The organism is Mycobacterium sp. E2327 (assembly GCF_001672675.1).
Lineage (GTDB): Bacteria > Actinomycetota > Actinomycetes > Mycobacteriales > Mycobacteriaceae > Mycobacterium.
On record NZ_LZKE01000231.1, the window covers coordinates 1 to 16,280 of the forward strand.

Below are 16,280 nucleotides of genomic sequence, written 5' to 3' on the forward strand. Positions count from 1 at the left end.
CGCCGCCGACGACGGCGTGATGCCGCAGACGGTGGAGGCCATCAACCACGCGCAGGCCGCGGACGTGCCGATCGTGGTGGCGGTGAACAAGATCGACAAGGAGGGCGCCGACCCGCAGAAGATCCGCGGGCAGCTCACCGAATTCGGTTTGGTGCCAGAGGAATTCGGCGGTGACACGATGTTCGTGGACATCTCTGCGAAGGTGGGCACCAACATCGAGGCGCTGGAGGAGGCGGTGCTGCTGACCGCGGACGCCGCCCTGGACCTGCGGGCCAACCCCGACATGGAGGCGCAGGGTGTGGCGATCGAGGCGCACCTGGACCGCGGCCGCGGGCCGGTCGCCACGGTGCTGGTGCAGCGCGGCACGCTGCGGGTCGGCGACTCGGTGGTGGCCGGCGACGCCTACGGCCGCGTCCGCCGCATGGTCGACGAGCACGGCGAGGACGTCGAGGAGGCGCTGCCGTCGCGGCCGGTGCAGGTCATCGGGTTCACCTCGGTGCCCGGCGCCGGTGACAACTTCCTGGTCGTCGATGAGGACCGCATCGCGCGGCAGATCGCCGACCGGCGCAGCGCCCGCAAGCGCAACGCCCTGGCGGCCCGTTCGCGCAAGCGGATCAGCCTGGAGGACCTGGACTCGGCGCTGAAGGAAACCAGCCAGCTGAACCTGATCCTCAAGGGCGACAACGCCGGTACGGTCGAGGCGCTGGAGGAGGCCCTGATGGGCATCCAGGTCGACGACGAGGTGGCGCTGCGCGTCATCGACCGCGGCGTCGGCGGCATCACCGAGACCAACGTCAACCTGGCGTCGGCGTCGGACGCGATCATCATCGGGTTCAACGTGCGCGCCGAGGGCAAGGCGACGGAGCTGGCCAACCGCGAGGGTGTGGAGATCCGCTACTACTCGGTGATCTACCAGGCGATCGACGAGATCGAGAAGGCCCTGCGCGGCATGCTCAAGCCGATCTACGAGGAGAACCAGCTGGGCCGCGCCGAGATCCGGGCGCTGTTCCGCTCCTCCAAGGTCGGCCTCATCGCCGGCTGCATGATCAGCTCGGGGGTGGTGCGCCGCAACGCGAAGGCCCGCCTGCTGCGGGACAACATCGTGGTCGCCGACAACCTCACGATCACCTCGTTGCGCCGCGAGAAGGACGACGTGACCGAGGTGCGCGAGGGCTTCGAATGCGGTATGACGTTGGGCTACAACGACATCAAGGAAGGCGACATCATCGAGTCCTACGAGCTGGTGCAGAAGGAACGCGCCTGATTGCCACCGCTGACGATGCAGAAGGGATTGTGTGATGAGGTGGGGGTACCTCCCGCTTGCGGGGGAGAGGCGGTGAATCATGCCTGACCCCGCAAGGGCGCGCCGGTTGGCCAAACGGATCTTCACCATCGTCGCCTCGGCGATCGAGTTCGAGATCAAGGATCCGGGCCTGGACGGGGTGACCATCGTCGACGCGAAGGTGACCGCCGACCTGCACGACGCGACCGTGTTCTACACGGTGATGGGCCGCACGCTGGACGACGAGCCCGACTATGCCGCCGCGGCGGCCGCGCTGGAGCGGGCCAAGGGGGCGCTGCGCACCAAGGTCGGGGCCGGCACCGGCGTGCGCTTCACGCCGACGCTGACGTTCACCCGCGACACGACGGCCGACAGCGTGCAGCGGATGGACGAGTTGCTGGAGCGTGCCCGGGCCGCGGACGCCGATCTCGCGCGGGTTCGCTCGGGTGCCAAGCCGGCCGGGGAGGCCGATCCATACCGGGTAAGCGGGGCCGGGGACGGGAACGCCGGTGACGACGATCGACCCGAAGACTGACGTGGCCAGTGCCCCGCGGATCGGGGCACGTGTCGACGCCGGCGGCGCCGTCGAGTTGCTGGCGCGCGCCGAGTCGATCGCGGTGATCGCCCACGTCCACCCCGACGCCGACACCATCGGCGCGGGGCTGGCGTTGGCGCTGGTGCTGGACCGGTGCGGCAAGCGCGTCGAGGTCAGCTTCGCCGCGCCGGCGTCGCTGCCCGAGTCGCTGGCCTCGTTGCCCGGCTGTGAGCTGCTGGTGCGCCCGGACGAGCTGCGCCGCGATGTCGATTTGGTTGTGACCGTTGACGTTCCGAGCGTCAAGCGGCTCGGGGAGCTGAGCGACCTGGCCGGCCCGGGCCGCCCGTCGCTGGTCATCGACCACCACGCCTCCAACGATCTGTTCGGCAGCGCCAACTTCATCGACGTGTCGGCGGATTCCACGACGATGATGATCGCGGACATCCTCGATGCGTGGGACGAGCCGATCGACCGGGACGTCGCGCACTGCATCTACGCCGGCCTGACCACCGACACCGGATCCTTCCGCTGGGCCAGCGCCCGGGCGCTTCGGCTGGCGGCCCGGCTGGTCGACCTCGGCGTCGACAACGCCGCGATCAGCCGGACGCTGATGGACACCCACCCGTTCGGGTGGCTGCCGCTGCTGTCGCGGGTGCTGGGCTCGGCGCAACTGGTGCCGGACGCGGCCGGCGGTCGCGGGCTGGTGTATGCGGTCGTCGAGCACCGGGACTGGATCAGCTCTCGCGCCGAGGAAGTCGAGAGCATCGTCGACATCGTGCGCACCACGCAGCAGGCGGAGGTGGCGGCGGTGTTCAAGGAGGTCGACCCGCAGCACTGGTCGGTGTCGATGCGGGCCAAGGCGCAGGTGGATCTGGCGGCGGTCGCGTCGGAGTTCGGCGGCGGGGGCCACCGGCTCGCCGCCGGTTATTCGACCGTTGGTTCGATCGACGACGCGGTCGCGTCCCTGCGCGCAGCGCTCGGCTGAGCGCGCGTCAGAACGCCCAGCTTCCCGAGCGCTGCAGCACGAAACCGTGGTCCCCGCTGGTGGTGTCCAGGCAGGCCACCAGGTTGTCGGCGCCAACGGCGCACGTCACGTTCAGGTACGACACCTTCTGTCCCGTCGCCAACGGCTTACCGCCGGATGTCAAGGGGGGCGGGTTGCCTTCGCAACCGCTGTAGGTCATGCGGCTCAACTCGTAGCCCGGCCCCTTGAAGTTCACCGCGCCTACGACGCAGTCACCCGGCTTCGTGTGCCCGCCGCCGGGGAACGGCACGTCGTCCATGCCGGGCATGTCGCCGCTGCACTTGATGTCTTGTGACGGTTGCGGCGGGGGCGCCGTTCCGCCGTAGAAGTCGCACACCAGCGTCGGCGTGGGCGCAAAGCTGATCCGGGTCGCGCTGCCCTGCGGCGTGGTGGCGTAGCCGTCCGCGGCGACGGAGGTGAAGCCGTCGAGGTTGGGGAAGCCCGGCGGTGGCACCGCGCCGGCCTGCGGCACCGGTATCACGGCGGCCGCCAGGGTCAGGCCGCCGAGGGCACGCAGGGCGCAGCGGTGGGCACGCATCGCTTCCTCCTAACGCACCTGGGCCCGCCCGCGCTGCAGGACCGCGTCGCGGTTGGCGGCGATGTCGTCGCCGCTGGTGCGGAACTGCCGGGCGGCCGTGGCCTCCAGCCACAGCCCGGTGCTGGTGTGCGTGTCGTCGATGCGGTGATAGGACGCCAGCAACGCCCGCACCGCGTTCTGGTTGTTGGTGACGATCGACGCCGCCACCTGGCGGGCGGTGGGCAGCAGCAGCTCGTGCGGCACCACCTCGGTCACCAGGCCGGCGCGCAGCGCGTCGGCGGCCGACAGGTAGTCCCCGGTCAGGCTCATCCGCCGGGCCAGGCCGACGCCCACCTTCTGGGGGAGCCGCACGGTCAGTCCCCAGGTCGGCAGCAGGCCCACGCGGGCGTGCGTGTCGGCGAAGCGGGCCTGCTCGGAGGCGATCAGGACGTCGCAGTACAGGGCCAGCTCCAGCCCGCCGGTGACCGCGGCGCCGTTGATCGCGCCGATCACCGGCTTGGTCAGCGCCGGCCAGCGCGGCGAAATGTCGGGGAGCGCCGTCTCACTGCCCAGCTCCTTGAGGTCCAGCCCCGCGCAGAACACCGGGTCGGCGCCGGTGACGATGACGACGTCGACGCCGTCGTCGGTCTCGGCGTCGGCCAGGGCGCCGAAGAAGCGGTCCCGCAAGGCCGAGGACAGTGCGTTGCGCGCCTCCGGGCGGTTGAGGGTCAGGGTGCGCACCCGCTCGTCGGTCTCGATCAGCAGGACGTCTGTCATGTGTTCACCGTAGAGGGTCGTTCCCGACGCTTATCGTTGAGACCATGTGCCGGAACATCACCGAACTGCGGGGCCTGCAGCCTGAGGCCACCCCGGAGGAGGTCGCGGCGGCGGCGCGCCAGTACGTGCGCAAGGTCAGCGGCATCACCCGCCCCTCGGCCGCCAATGTCGACGCGTTCGAGGCCGCGGTCGCCGAGGTCACCGAGACGACGGCGCGATTGCTGGCGGCCCTGCCGCCGCGGCGCCAGCCACCCAAGACCGTGCCGCCGTTGCGCCGCCCGGAGGTGCGGGCCCGCCTCGCCAACGCGCAATGCTGACGACCACCACGCCCGCGCTCAAGGAGTGGGGCGCGGTCGTGCACGCGCTGCTCGACGGCCGCCAGCGGGTGCTGCTGCGCAAGGGCGGCATCGGCGAGAAGCGGTTCGAGCTCGCGGCCCGGGAGTTCTTGCTGTTCCCGACCGTCGCCCACAGTCAGGCCCAGCGCGTCCGGCCCGAGCACCGCGACCTGCTGGACGCCGGGGCCGCCGACAGCGCCGACGACCACCTGGTGCTGCGCGCCGCAGCGAAAGTCGTTGCGGCGCAAGAGGTCAACCGGCCGGATGGCCTGCCGGCGATCGAGGACCTGCACATCTGGACCGCCGAATCGGTGCGCGAGGATCGCCTGGACTTCCGGCCCAAGCACAAGCTGGCGGTGCTGGTGGTGTCGGTGATCCCGTTGACCGAGCCGGTGCGGATCCCGCGGGCCCCCGAGTACGGCGGCTGCACCAGCTGGACGCAGCTGCCGCTGGCCGACGTTCGATACGCCGCGCCGGTGCACGACGAGGCCGCGCTACGCCGGGTGGCGCTGCGGGTCCGCGATGCGGTCGGTTAGCGGGTCGGCGGGGCCCTCGGGAAGTAGCAGCCGGGAAAGCCCGTAGTGCACAAAGTGGGTGGCCGGCGTGGCCTGCCCGGCCGTCAACAACGGTTCGCCGGAGCCGAGGTTGCGCGCAAAGCGCGGAAACCAGCTGCCCGCGATCAGGACGCGGATCCGCGAGCCGGCGCGGAAGCGGTGGGCGATCCCGTCGAGCTCCACCCGCACGATCTCCGTCCCGGCGGCGGCGTCGGCGGCGCCCAATCGCCGGTAGCCGTCGCTGACATTGCGGGAGCGGCCCTTGGCGTCCACCTCGCTCACCCGAACGAACAGATCGACGTGGGGGTTGTCGGAGCTGTGCGCCAGCTCGACCACGGGGGTCCCGTACACGTAGAGGTCGTGAGTGAGCGTGAGGCTGGTGAACGCCAGGACGTCGTCGCGCGAGGCGAGGCGGGTGTCGTCGCGGTAGCCCCCGTTCGTGGACAGCAGCGGGCCGCCGGTGGTCGGCGTCGGGTCGGCTGGGTCGGAACGAAATGTGGCCGGTGCCAACCCGTCCGGGGCCGGCGCCGTCTCGCCCAGGTGCCGGCCGGGCCGCAGGTACAACGCCCGTTCGGTGGTGGCGGGCGGCCAGTCGGGCAGGTGGCGCCAGGCTTGGCCTTTGTCCGCGCCGGTGACGTACACGTGCACGCTGCTCGGCCGGCGCTGGGGCTCGCCGCCCAGGTGGGCGTCCAGCCAATCCAGCGTCTCGCGCGCGCTGATCGGGAGCGCCTTGCCGAGCAGCTGGGTGTGCGTCCAGGGGCCGACGGTGAGCGCGACCTCGACGCCGCGCCCGCTTAGCTGGGCATACTGCTGCAGCGTCTGCCGGATGAAGATGTCCTGCCAGCCGCCGATGAGCAGCACCGGAACCCGCGCCGGGTCCAGCGCGTCGGTGAACCGCCGCGCGTCCCAGAACACGTCGTCCTGCTCGTGGTGTTCGATCCACGATTCGAACCACGGCGCGCCCTTGCCGAGCATCGCCCGGGCGGCGGCGCCCAGGGGCAGCGCACGCGCCGCCTCGGCCACCTTGCGCCGGGCCTGCAGCTGGCGCAGCGCCATCTTGACCCCTCGCGGATCCTCCTGGTGGGCGACCAGATCGCTCCAGCCCAGGAAGTCGTTGACGGCGAACGAGCCGGTGCCCCACACCGAGGCGTTGAAATCGTGTGGGCCCGCGGTGATCACGGCCGCGGCCAGCTCCGGTGGCGGGTCTCCCAGCAGCGCCCACTGGGTGAAGCCCAGGTAGGACACCCCGACGGTGCCGAACCGGCCGGTGAACCAGGGCTGCTCGCGCAGCCAGACGACCGTGTCGGCGCCGTCGGCGGCCTCGTTGACCATCGGGTCGAAATCGCCGCCCGACCCGTACGTCCCGCGCACGCTCTGCAGCACGACGTGGTAGCCGCGAGCGGCGTACAGCCGTGCGTAGGCGTGCGAAAAGGGAAACCCCCGCCCGTACGGTCCGCGGACGAGCAGGGTGCCCGCGGGGCTGGAGGTGACCGGCGCGTAGTGGTCGGCCGCCAGCGTGACCCCGTCGCGCATCGGCACGTCGACGCGCTCCACGGTGTACTCGGTGGTGGCCCGGGGCAGGCCCAACAGCCGGCCGAGCGCGGCGTCGCCCACCCGTGCCAGCGTGCGGGGATTGGGCTGGGCGGGGCGCGTCGAGGTGGTGCTCACCGACCCCACACTAGGTATTTCCTCCGACGCCGGGCGGCTTTATCAGAACTTGTAGTACGGCGCGAGGTCGTTGGCGCGCTGCAGATTGGTGGACATGCAGTCCACCTCCGGGTTGGAGTAGACGGCCGAGTAGTACAGCGCCTGCTGCAGCACCCCGTAGCTGGTCTTGAACGCGACCATGCAGGAGAAGAACCAGAAGCTGTTGTGATAGGTCGGCTTCATCACCCAGTACTGCGCCGCGCGGTGCCCGGCAATCGTGGTCTCGATCGCGTCGGCGGGCAGGGATTGCTCGTAGGTGCGCCAGATGATCGGCTCGACGGCCAGCTGGTAGTTGCCCGCGTCGAAGTGGCAGCGCAGCCCATCCTCGTGTTCGGGCGGTGTGAAGCCCAACCCGAGCCGCTGCACGACGTCGAACGGGATGTCCTCGCACGCGTCGAACGGACGCGGGTCGGTGGTGGCCACGATGGGACTCTTCATGGTGGTCTCCATCGGTTCGGCCGTCGACCGCAGCTCGACCGGACCACCGCCGCTCGGCCCCGGCGGGGCGCTCTGCCAGCCCGCGACCAGCGCCGTGGCCAGCGCACCCAGCGCCGAAACCAGCCGCAGCTTGGCGATCACCGACATCTCCTACCCTCCCTTGCCGGGAGTGTAGAGCCCCCGCAGTGAAAAGAGAACACGTTCTAATCCCGCGGGCAAGGGCCTGGCGGAAACCGGCTCATCGCCGCGGGTCGTTAGGCTGGTTAGTCGTGGCGAGCCGGGAATCGAGGAATGGTGCGCAGCCGACGCTGTGGGCGGTTTCCGACCTGCACACCGGTCACCTGGGCAACAAGCCGGTCACCGAATCGCTGTACCCGTCGTCGCCGGACGACTGGCTGATCGTCGCTGGCGACGTCGCCGAACGCACCGACGACATCCGCTGGGCGCTTGACGTGCTGCGGCGCCGGTTCGCCAAGGTGATCTGGGTGCCCGGCAACCACGAGCTGTGGACCACCACCCGGGATCCCGTGCAGATCTTCGGCAAGGCGCGCTACGACTACCTGGTCAACATGTGCGACGAGTTGGGCGTGGTCACGCCGGAGCATCCGTTTCCGGTGTGGACCGAGCGCGGCGGGCCGGCCACGATCGTGCCGATGTTTCTGCTCTACGACTACACCTTCTTGCCCGAGGGGGCGACGAGCAAAGCCGAGGGCCTGGCGATCGCAAGGCAGCGCAACGTGGTGGCCACCGACGAGTTCCTGCTCTCGTCCGAGCCGTACGCCACCCGCGAGGCCTGGTGTCGCGAGCGGCTGGCCGCCACGCGCGCCCGCCTCGAACAGCTGGACTGGATGACGCCGACCGTCCTGGTGAACCACTTTCCGTTGGTGCGCGACCCCTGCGACGCGTTGTTCTACCCGGAGTTCTCGCTGTGGTGCGGTACCACCAAGACCGCCGACTGGCATACCCGCTACAACGCGATCTGCTCGGTGTACGGGCACCTGCACATTCCGCGCACCACCTGGTACGACGACGTGCGCTTCGAGGAGGTGTCGGTGGGTTACCCGCGGGAGTGGCGCCGCCGCAAGCCGTACAGCTGGCTGCGCCAGGTGCTGCCCGATCCCCAGTACGCGCCGGGTTACCTCAACGACTTCGGCGGTCACTTCGTGATCACCCCCGAGATGCGCCGACAGGCCCAGCAATTCCGGGAACGAGTGCGGCAGCGGCAGTCTCGATGACGGCCCGCACGCTGGTGTCGGCGGTGTTGCCCGACACCGCATCGCAGGATCTCGCGTACGCGGAGGTGTATTCCGACCCGCCGGGCCTGACCCCGCTGCCCGAAGAGGAGCCGCTGATCGCCAAGTCGGTCGCCAAGCGGCGCAACGAGTTCATCACCGTCCGGCACTGCGCCCGCATCGCGATGCGCGAGCTCGGGGTGCCGCCGGTGCCGATCCTCAAGGGCGAGAAGGGCCAACCCTGCTGGCCCGATGGTGTGGTGGGCAGCCTCACCCACTGCACGGGCTACCGCGGCGCGGTGGTGGGGCGCGCCGGCGCGGTGCGCTCGGTGGGCATCGACGCCGAACCGCACGACGTGCTGCCCGACGGCGTCCTGGGCGCGATCGCTCTCGACGACGAACGCCAGGAGATCGCCGCGTTGCCCGCCGGCCTGCACTGGGACCGGATCCTGTTCTGCGCCAAGGAAGCAACCTACAAGGCGTGGTTCCCGCTGACCGAGCGCTGGCTGGGTTTCGAGGACGCCCACATCGTGTTCGACCCCGATCCGACCGGCCGGGGAAGCACCGGGACGTTCGTCTCCAAGATCCTGATCGACGGCGCCGCGCTGTCGGGTCCGCCGCTGACCGCGCTGCGGGGCCGCTGGTCGGTCGAGCGGGGACTGGTGCTTACCGGCATCGTCCTATGAGCACGGGCGCGGGACTTGTCGTGGTCGACAAGCCGGCAGGGATGACCAGTCACGACGTCGTGGGCCGCTGCCGCCGCATCTTTGCCACGCGCCGGGTGGGGCACGCGGGGACGCTGGACCCGATGGCCACCGGCGTGCTGGTGATCGGCGTCGAGCGGGCCACCAAGATCCTCGGCCTGCTCACCGGGGCGTCGAAGTCGTATGCTGCCACCATCCGCCTCGGTCAGACCACCTCCACCGAGGACGCCGAAGGCGAAGTGCTGCAATCGGTTTCGGCGGACCACGTGAGTACCGAAGAGATCGCCCGGGCGATGGCCGTGTTGCGCGGGGACATCGAGCAGGTGCCGTCGGCCGTCAGCGCGATCAAGGTAGACGGCCGTCGCGCGTATCGGCTGGTCCGCGAGGGCCACACCGTCGATCTGCAACCGCGGCCGGTGCGCATCGACCGCTTCGAGCTGCTGGCGGTGCGAGCTCACGATCGCCTCGTCGACTTCGACGTCGAGGTCGACTGCTCGTCGGGCACCTACATCCGCGCGCTGGCCCGGGATCTGGGCGCCGCGCTGGGCGTGGGCGGGCACTTGACGGCGTTGCGGCGCACCCGCGTTGGGCGCTTCTCGCTCGACCAGGCCCGCCCTCTCGACGACCTGGCGGAGGCGCCCCGGCTGAGCCTGACCCTGGACGAGGCGTGCCTGCTGATGTTTCCGCGCCGCGACCTCTCGGCCGAGGAGGCCCTGGCGGCAAGCAACGGCCGGTCCCTGGCGCCGGCCGGAATCGACGGCGTTTATGCCGCCAGCGACGGCGACGGTCGGGTGATCGCGCTGCTGCGCGACGAGGGTTCCCGGACCAGGTCCGTCGTGGTGCTCCGCCCGGCCACGCTCTGACCGGACTTTTCTTGGGCGCAGGCCCCGGACTTCAGTCCGGGGTAAGCCCATCGCGTTGTTTGCCGGGCGCAGCCTGGCGTTCAAAGCGGTCGGGCTTGGCCGTCGATGTGTTGCTTGATGATGGACAGCGGTGCGCCGCCGCAGGAGACGGCGAAGTAAGTTGGCGACCACGGTGTCCGCGCGTGCGGGCGCGGACACAGTGCCCGGTGTATTCGCGTCGCATGGCGTAAGGCGTGCGGCCTTTCAGTCTTTGCGCCAGCGTCGAGATCGTCAAGGTCGGCGGGTAGGCGATGTGCAGGTGCAGGTGGTCGGCTTCGCCGTTGAACTCGATCAAATTCGGCGTCGAGTTCGGCGCATACCGCACGCATCATGTGCGGTGAACACCGCCCTGCGGTACTTGGTCACAACACCAAATGTGCGTGCAGCAACGACACGCTGTGTCGGGCACGTCGGTAGGTCTGGGATGTCAGGGGTGGGCCTTATGTTGCGGTGGTGCAGATGGGTGATGGCTACCGCATCGAACCGACACCGGCCGCGCAGCCGGTGGTGGGTAAGCTGCGCGCCCGCAAACGCCCGAAGGGCGCACCCACCCATGTGCGGTCGTGGCCGCTGCGCCCCAATCCCTGGCAGTGCCGCGACATGAGGACCCGGTTTTTCACCGGGGTGCGGGTGTACAACGCGGTGCTGGGTGAGTTCATCGCCCGCAGCCGTGCGGTGAAGTCCGACCTGGCGTGGCAGGCGGCTCGGCAGTTGCCGAGCCGCACACCGGCGCAGCGATCGGCCCGGCGGGCGGCGTTCAACGCGGTGGCGCAGGCTCACGGTTTCGCCGCCGATGCGGCGCAGTCGTTCGGATCGGGGTTGCGCAAGTCTTGGGTGCGTGAGCACCTGCCGGCCCAGGAGACTCAGAGTGTGGGTGCGCGGGCGTTCGATGCGGTCAATCAATGGCATCTTGGCAAAAAGGGCAAGCCGAGGTTCAAGTCGACCAAGCGTGGATTGCGTTCGTTGGCGACCAAGGACGGCAACGGTGCGCTGCGGCCAAAGACCGACGCGGCCGGGCGACTGGTGGGTCTGCAATGGGGCGCCGGTTTCGTGATTGGGATCGCCGCTCCTGCTTCGACGGGCCGGCGCGGCAAGGAACAACAGGCTGAGCTGGCCGAGATTGAGGCGCTGATCGCGGCTGGGAAAGTGTTGTTCACCCGGATCGTGCGCACCGTCATCGCCGGGCGCGACACCTACCGCATGCAACTTGTCTGCGATGGGCACCCGACACGGCGGCATTCGGTCGGCGAGGGACGCGTGTCGTTCGATCTGGGTCCCAGCCAGATCGCGGTCAGCGTGGCGCGAAGCGACGGAACGTGGACGGGATGGATTGAGCCACTCGCGGATCGGCTCCGACTGAACACGATGCGGTTGCGCCGCCGCCAGCGGCACTTAGATCGCCAGCATCGTGCCGGGTCGCCGGATTGTTTTCACTCCGACGGCACCCACAAGACCGGGGGCTGCCATTGGCGGCAGCGATCCCACGCAGCCAAGCGTGCGAGCACGGGTGCGGCCGAGGAGCACCGCCGGCTCGCTGAGCACCGTAAGACGTTGCACGGTGGGTTGGCTAATAGGTTGTTGAGCCACGGCGCTGATCTTGCGTGCGAGAAGCTGGATTACGTCGCGTGGCAGAAAAACTTCCCGCGCAGTGTGCGCGACCGGGCACCGGGGTTGCTCGTGGCGATGATGCGCCGCAAGGCTGAAAGCGCCGGCGGTGAGCGTCTCTACGAGTTCAACACCACAACCACAGCCCTGTCACAAACCTGTCTGTGCGGGATCAAGAAGAAAAAGCCGCTCTCCCAACGGGTCCACCGTTGTGAGTGCGGCATTAAAGAGGACCGGGACCTGTTTTCGGCCTACCTGGGACTGCATGTCCACCCGGGGGCTGATGGTCTCGACAGGCTGGACTTGGAGGCAGCCAACAACGGTTGGTTGCTCCGCCGTCACGACGTTGATGGGCGTCGAAGTCCGGCCGTGGCAGTATCCAAGCGGCGAGGCCGCAGGCATCCGCCTTCGCGGAGGTCAGCGGCGCGTATCAAGGCCCGCAGGGCCTTGAAGAAGCGACAGAGCCGCTCGACGCGAACCTCCCCTGCCGACCAGCCCACGGCGATAGCCGCATGAGCGCCTATCGAGACAGCCGGTCAGCACGAGGAATCCGCGCAGTTCACTGCGCGGAGGACGTCAAGCGTCAGAGCCGGCCGAGCAGTTCGGTCTTCTTCGCGGCGAACTCCTCGTCGGACAGGATGCCGCGCTCGTGCAAGCCGGCCAGCGATTCGATGGCCGCGACGATTGTCGCGGAGTCCTCCGGTGGGCCGGCAGGTTGTTTGGCTGCCGGCGCCTCGGGTGGAAATTGCATCTCGGGTGCAAATTGTGGCGTCGGGCCGGACTGGTACTGCGCTTGGTAGCCGGGGGCGGGCGCCGCGGGAGACTGCGCCGCCTGGTGGCTACCGACCTCATGCAGACTCGACACGCCGAAGGTGCCGAACTGGCTGGTGAAGCTCACTGAACTGTAGCCGGCACCCTGCTGCTGTTGCACCCCGCCGATCTGGTGCTCGCCGGTATCGAAAACTCTTGTGACGCCGTTGATGTGGATGGCCAGGCGCCGCGTGCTCGGGAAGAACGCATAGCGCACGTCGTTCTGTCCGCCGACCGAACTCGGCACCCCGAGGTCGGCCGGCCACCAGTTGGTCGAGGCGTACGCGACCGGGGAGTCCGGGGGCTGGGCGGGAAATACCGCGGTGGTGGCGAGCAGCTGGGCCAGCTCGTTGCACAGCGCGTCGACGCGGGCCTTGAGCGCGTTGTCGAACATGTTGCCGACCATCGTCATGCCGCCCCGCATCCACTGCCCGTTGCCCCCGAGCTCGGGGATGGAGAACTGGGCCATGGTGCCGCCACCGATGCGCAGCGCGACCAGCATCGAAAGCACCGCTTCCTGGGAGAGCCCATGGCGCTTGGCGATCTCGGCAATCGCGTCGGCGGCCTCGGGGGTGACCGTTGCCTTCATAGTCGTGAATCTTTCGTCGTCGGTACTGGTTCGAGCCTACGCAAAACGGGTGGCGATGAGCATGGGATGACGGCGTCGCAGCCGGGGTTCCGGGTGACCAACCCGCGGAGCTAAGCTGCCGCCTAGACGGGTGTCAAAAAGCCCACCATTCGGAAGGCGCGAGCTATGTCCAACAAGGTTTACGTCGTCGGCGTCGGCATGACGAAATTCGAGAAGCCGGGCCGCCGTGAGGGCTGGGACTACCCGGACATGGCGCGGGAGTCGGGCACCAACGCGCTCGCCGACGCCGGTGTCGACTACCGCGACGTGCAGCAGGGCTACGTCGGCTACGTCGCCGGCGACTCGACGTCGGGCCAGCGGGCGCTCTACGAGCTGGGCATGACCGGCATCCCGATCGTCAACGTCAACAACAACTGCTCGACCGGCTCGACCGCGCTTTTCCTGGCGGCGCAGGCCATCCGCGGCGGGATCGTCGACTGCGCGATCGCGCTCGGATTCGAGAAGATGCAACCGGGCTCGCTCGGCGGCGGCGCCCAGGACCGCGAATCGCCGATGGGCAAGCACGTCAAGGCGATGGCCGCGATCGACGAGTTCGCGATGCCCGTCGCGCCGTGGATGTTCGGCGCCGCCGGGCGCGAGCACATGCGCCAGTACGGCTCCACCGCCGAGCACTTCGCCAAGATCGGCTACAAGAACCACAAGCACTCCGTCAACAACCCGTACGCGCAGTTCCAGGAGTCCTACACGCTCGACGACATCCTGGCGGCGCGGATGATCTCCGACCCGCTGACCAAGCTGCAGTGCTCGCCGACCTCGGACGGTTCGGGCGCGGCGATCCTGGCCTCGGAGAGCTACGTCGACCAGCACGGGCTGGCCGGCCAGGCGGTCGAGATCGTCGGCCAGGCGATGACCACCGACTTCGCGTCGACGTTCGACGGCAGCGCCAAGAACCTCATCGGCTACGACATGAACGTGCAAGCCGCGCAACAGGTTTACGACCAGTCGGGGCTGGGCCCGGAGGACTTCCAGGTGATCGAGCTGCACGACTGTTTCTCGGCCAACGAACTGCTGCTCTACGAGGCTCTCGGCCTGTGCGGCCCGGGCGAGGCGCCCAAGCTGGTCGACAACGGCGACACCACGTACGGCGGACGCTGGGTGGTCAACCCGTCCGGCGGCCTGATCTCCAAGGGACACCCGCTGGGCGCGACCGGGCTGGCGCAGTGCGCCGAGCTGACCTGGCAGCTGCGCGGCACCGCCGACAAGCGTCAGGTGGACAACGTCAACGCCGCGCTGCAGCACAACATCGGGCTGGGCGGCGCCGCGGTCGTCACCGCCTACCAGCGCGCCGAACGCTAAGGGCGCCATGTTCGAATGGTCCGAAACCGACCTGATGGTTCGGGATGCGGTTCGCCAGTTCGTGGACAAGGAGATCCGCCCGCATCTGGACGAACTGGAAAGCGGTGAGCTGTCGCCCTACCCGATCGCGCGAAAGCTGTTCAGCCAGTTCGGCCTCGACGTCATGGCGGCCGATTCGGTCAAGAAGATGCTGGAGCGCGAGCGCGCCGGCAAGAGCGAAAAGCAGGACGGTGCGGGCGATTCCGGCGGAATGGGTGCCCAGGGGTCGATGGTGGCGGTGCTGGTGTCCGAAATCGCCAGGGTCAGCATCGGATTGCTGAGCACCGCGTCGGTCAGCCTGGGCCTGGGCGCGGCGACCATCATGAGCCGCGGCACGCTGGCCCAGAAGGAACGCTGGCTGCCCGACCTGATGACGCTGAAAAAGATTGCGGCGTGGGCCATCACCGAACCCGATTCGGGCTCCGACGCGTTCGGCGGCATGAAGACGTATGTCAGGCGCGACGGCGAGGATTACATCCTCAACGGGCAGAAGACGTTCATCACCAACGGGCCCTGCGCCGACGTGCTCGTGGTCTACGCCAAGCTGGACGATGGCGACCCCACGGTGGACCGGCGCAACCGTCCCGTGCTGATCTTCGTGCTGGACGCGGGAATGCCGGGCCTGACGCAGGGCAAGCCGTTCAAGAAGATGGGCATGATGTCCTCGCCGACGGGCGAATTGTTCTTCGATAACGTGCGGCTGACCCCCGATCGCCTGCTCGGCGAGAACCAGCGCCAGGGCGACGGCGACGGCCGCGACAGCGCCCGCGACAATTTCGCCGCCGAGCGGATCGGGATCGCGATGATGGCGCTGGGCATCATCAACGAATGCCACCGGCTGTGCGTGGATTACGCCAAGACCCGCACGCTGTGGGGCAAGAACATCGGGCAGTTCCAGCTGATCCAGCTCAAGCTGGCCAAGATGGAGATCGCCCGAATGAACGTGCAGAACATGGTGTTTCACACCATCGAGCGGCAGCAGGCGGGCAAACCGCTCTCGCTGGCCGAGGCGTCGGCGATCAAGCTGTACTCGTCGGAGACGGCCACCGACGTCGCGATGGAGGCCGTGCAGCTGTTCGGCGGCAACGGCTACATGGCCGAGTACCGCGTAGAACAGCTGGCCCGCGACGCGAAGTCGCTGATGATCTACGCCGGCACCAACGAGGTGCAGGTCACCCACATCGCCAAGGGACTGCTGGCCAACTAGGCCACCACCCAGATCGCGCGGGCCGCCGGGCTGCCGAGGTCGACCGTGCTCTCGGCGCCGTCGGCGGACTCGATCGCCACCGAGATCATGCCGGCGAATTCCCGGCGGGTCAGCACCCGAAGCCGCGAGTCGAGCTGTATCCCGACGCCGGTGAAATACCGCAGCATCTCCGGGTCGGCGTCGGAGATGCGGGCCACCGTCCCGCTATCCCCGTCGCGGCACGCCCACAGCTGGCGGGCCGGCGGGGTGGGGACCTGACCGTCGGAGGCCGGAATCGGGTCGCCGTGCGGGTCGCGTTGCGGGTAGCCCAGCTTGGCGTCGATGCGCGCCACCAGCCGGTCCGACACCGCGTGCTCGAGCACCTCGGCCTCGTCGTGCACCTCGTCCCAGCGATAGCCGAGCTCGTTGACCAGGAAGGTCTCCAACAACCGGTGCCGGCGCACCACCTCGAGGGCCGCGCGGCGCCCCGCCTCGGTCAGCGTGACCGCGCCGTACTTCTCGTGGTCGACCAGGCCCTGCTCGGCGAGCTTGCGGATCGACTCCGACGCGGTGCTGGCCGACACCCCGATCCGGTCGGCCAGCATCTTGGTGCTGACCTTCTGCGGGGCCCCGTCCGGCGACCACTCCTGGGCATTCCAGATGACCTTCAGGTAGTCCTGGCCGACCG

The 16,280-nt window shown here is 69.1% G+C and carries 18 protein-coding genes; 11 read left to right on the forward strand and 7 right to left on the reverse strand.

Annotated elements, in window-relative coordinates; genetic code table 11:
- From infB to A5712_RS27005, 3 genes are all read left to right on the forward strand, one after another.
- Positions 1-1,264: translation initiation factor IF-2 (infB, locus tag A5712_RS26995; protein ID WP_068112608.1), on the forward strand; the 1,264-nt coding region annotated here is incomplete at its 5' end.
- Positions 1,265-1,343: 79 nt separating this feature from the next.
- Complete coding sequence (rbfA, locus tag A5712_RS27000; protein WP_068112611.1) at positions 1,344-1,817, forward strand: 30S ribosome-binding factor RbfA; 474 nt, start codon at positions 1,344-1,346, stop codon at positions 1,815-1,817.
- Positions 1,792-2,802 carry a bifunctional oligoribonuclease/PAP phosphatase NrnA gene (locus A5712_RS27005; protein WP_156766791.1) on the forward strand — a complete coding sequence of 337 codons (1,011 nt, stop codon included), beginning with the start codon at positions 1,792-1,794 and terminating at the stop codon, positions 2,800-2,802. The genes rbfA and A5712_RS27005 overlap by 26 nt, the downstream gene beginning before the upstream one ends.
- Before the next feature lie 7 nt (positions 2,803-2,809).
- On the opposite strand, the gene A5712_RS27010 is transcribed toward A5712_RS27005, so the two are convergent.
- Positions 2,810-3,379 carry a hypothetical protein gene (locus A5712_RS27010; protein WP_068112614.1) on the reverse strand — a complete coding sequence of 190 codons (570 nt, stop codon included), beginning with the start codon at positions 3,377-3,379 and terminating at the stop codon, positions 2,810-2,812.
- Between the two features lie 9 nt (positions 3,380-3,388).
- Positions 3,389-4,135, reverse strand: a complete 747-nt coding sequence (locus A5712_RS27015) for an enoyl-CoA hydratase (RefSeq protein ID WP_068112618.1) — start codon at positions 4,133-4,135, stop codon at positions 3,389-3,391.
- A gap of 44 nt (positions 4,136-4,179) precedes the next feature.
- Between A5712_RS27015 and A5712_RS27020 the strand changes: the two genes are divergently transcribed.
- Positions 4,180-4,452 carry a DUF2277 domain-containing protein gene (locus A5712_RS27020; protein WP_068112621.1) on the forward strand — a complete coding sequence of 91 codons (273 nt, stop codon included), beginning with the start codon at positions 4,180-4,182 and terminating at the stop codon, positions 4,450-4,452.
- A complete protein-coding gene (locus A5712_RS27025) occupies positions 4,446-5,006 on the forward strand; it encodes a DUF1802 family protein (protein ID WP_068112624.1) in 561 nt (186 codons plus the stop codon). The genes A5712_RS27020 and A5712_RS27025 overlap by 7 nt, the downstream gene beginning before the upstream one ends.
- Here the strand turns inward: A5712_RS27025 and A5712_RS27030 are convergent.
- Positions 4,965-6,692, reverse strand: coding sequence for a CocE/NonD family hydrolase (locus tag A5712_RS27030; protein WP_068112653.1), 1,728 nt, complete (start codon positions 6,690-6,692; stop codon positions 4,965-4,967). The genes A5712_RS27025 and A5712_RS27030 overlap by 42 nt on opposite strands.
- Before the next feature lie 42 nt (positions 6,693-6,734).
- The gene (locus A5712_RS27035; RefSeq protein ID WP_068112657.1) at positions 6,735-7,310 is read right to left on the reverse strand and encodes a DUF3558 domain-containing protein; all 576 of its coding nucleotides are present in this window, start codon (positions 7,308-7,310) and stop codon (positions 6,735-6,737) included.
- A gap of 128 nt (positions 7,311-7,438) precedes the next feature.
- Here A5712_RS27035 and A5712_RS27040 point away from each other — a divergent pair, with 128 nt between their 5' ends.
- The 3 genes from A5712_RS27040 to truB are packed head-to-tail and all read left to right on the forward strand — an operon-like array spanning position 7,439 to position 9,968.
- The gene (locus A5712_RS27040; protein WP_068112627.1) at positions 7,439-8,404 is read left to right on the forward strand and encodes a metallophosphoesterase; all 966 of its coding nucleotides are present in this window, start codon (positions 7,439-7,441) and stop codon (positions 8,402-8,404) included.
- Entirely contained in the window at positions 8,401-9,087 is a 687-nt protein-coding gene (locus A5712_RS27045) for a 4'-phosphopantetheinyl transferase (RefSeq protein WP_068112630.1), read from the forward strand. Before A5712_RS27040 ends, A5712_RS27045 begins: the two co-directional genes overlap by 4 nt.
- Positions 9,084-9,968 carry a tRNA pseudouridine(55) synthase TruB gene (gene truB, locus A5712_RS27050; protein WP_068112633.1) on the forward strand — a complete coding sequence of 295 codons (885 nt, stop codon included), beginning with the start codon at positions 9,084-9,086 and terminating at the stop codon, positions 9,966-9,968. Before A5712_RS27045 ends, truB begins: the two co-directional genes overlap by 4 nt.
- A 31-nt stretch (positions 9,969-9,999) precedes the next feature.
- Here the strand turns inward: truB and A5712_RS30540 are convergent, their stop codons facing one another.
- Positions 10,000-10,332 carry a transposase gene (locus tag A5712_RS30540; protein ID WP_231982259.1) on the reverse strand — a complete coding sequence of 111 codons (333 nt, stop codon included), beginning with the start codon at positions 10,330-10,332 and terminating at the stop codon, positions 10,000-10,002.
- A gap of 134 nt (positions 10,333-10,466) precedes the next feature.
- Here A5712_RS30540 and A5712_RS27055 point away from each other — a divergent pair, with 134 nt between their 5' ends.
- Entirely contained in the window at positions 10,467-12,128 is a 1,662-nt protein-coding gene (locus A5712_RS27055) for a transposase (protein ID WP_231982260.1), read from the forward strand.
- Between the two features lie 67 nt (positions 12,129-12,195).
- Here A5712_RS27055 and A5712_RS27060 read toward each other — a convergent pair whose 3' ends face one another.
- Positions 12,196-13,011, reverse strand: coding sequence for an SHOCT domain-containing protein (locus A5712_RS27060; protein ID WP_068112636.1), 816 nt, complete (start codon positions 13,009-13,011; stop codon positions 12,196-12,198).
- A 165-nt stretch (positions 13,012-13,176) separates the two neighbouring features.
- Between A5712_RS27060 and A5712_RS27065 the strand changes: the two genes are divergently transcribed.
- Positions 13,177-14,367, forward strand: a complete 1,191-nt coding sequence (locus tag A5712_RS27065; protein WP_068112639.1) for a lipid-transfer protein — start codon at positions 13,177-13,179, stop codon at positions 14,365-14,367.
- A gap of 7 nt (positions 14,368-14,374) precedes the next feature.
- Positions 14,375-15,613 carry an acyl-CoA dehydrogenase family protein gene (locus A5712_RS27070; protein WP_068112643.1) on the forward strand — a complete coding sequence of 413 codons (1,239 nt, stop codon included), beginning with the start codon at positions 14,375-14,377 and terminating at the stop codon, positions 15,611-15,613.
- Here A5712_RS27070 and mntR read toward each other — a convergent pair.
- On the reverse strand, positions 15,610-16,280 hold a 671-nt coding region (gene mntR / locus A5712_RS27075; RefSeq protein ID WP_068112646.1), incomplete at its 5' end, for a manganese-binding transcriptional regulator MntR. The genes A5712_RS27070 and mntR overlap by 4 nt on opposite strands.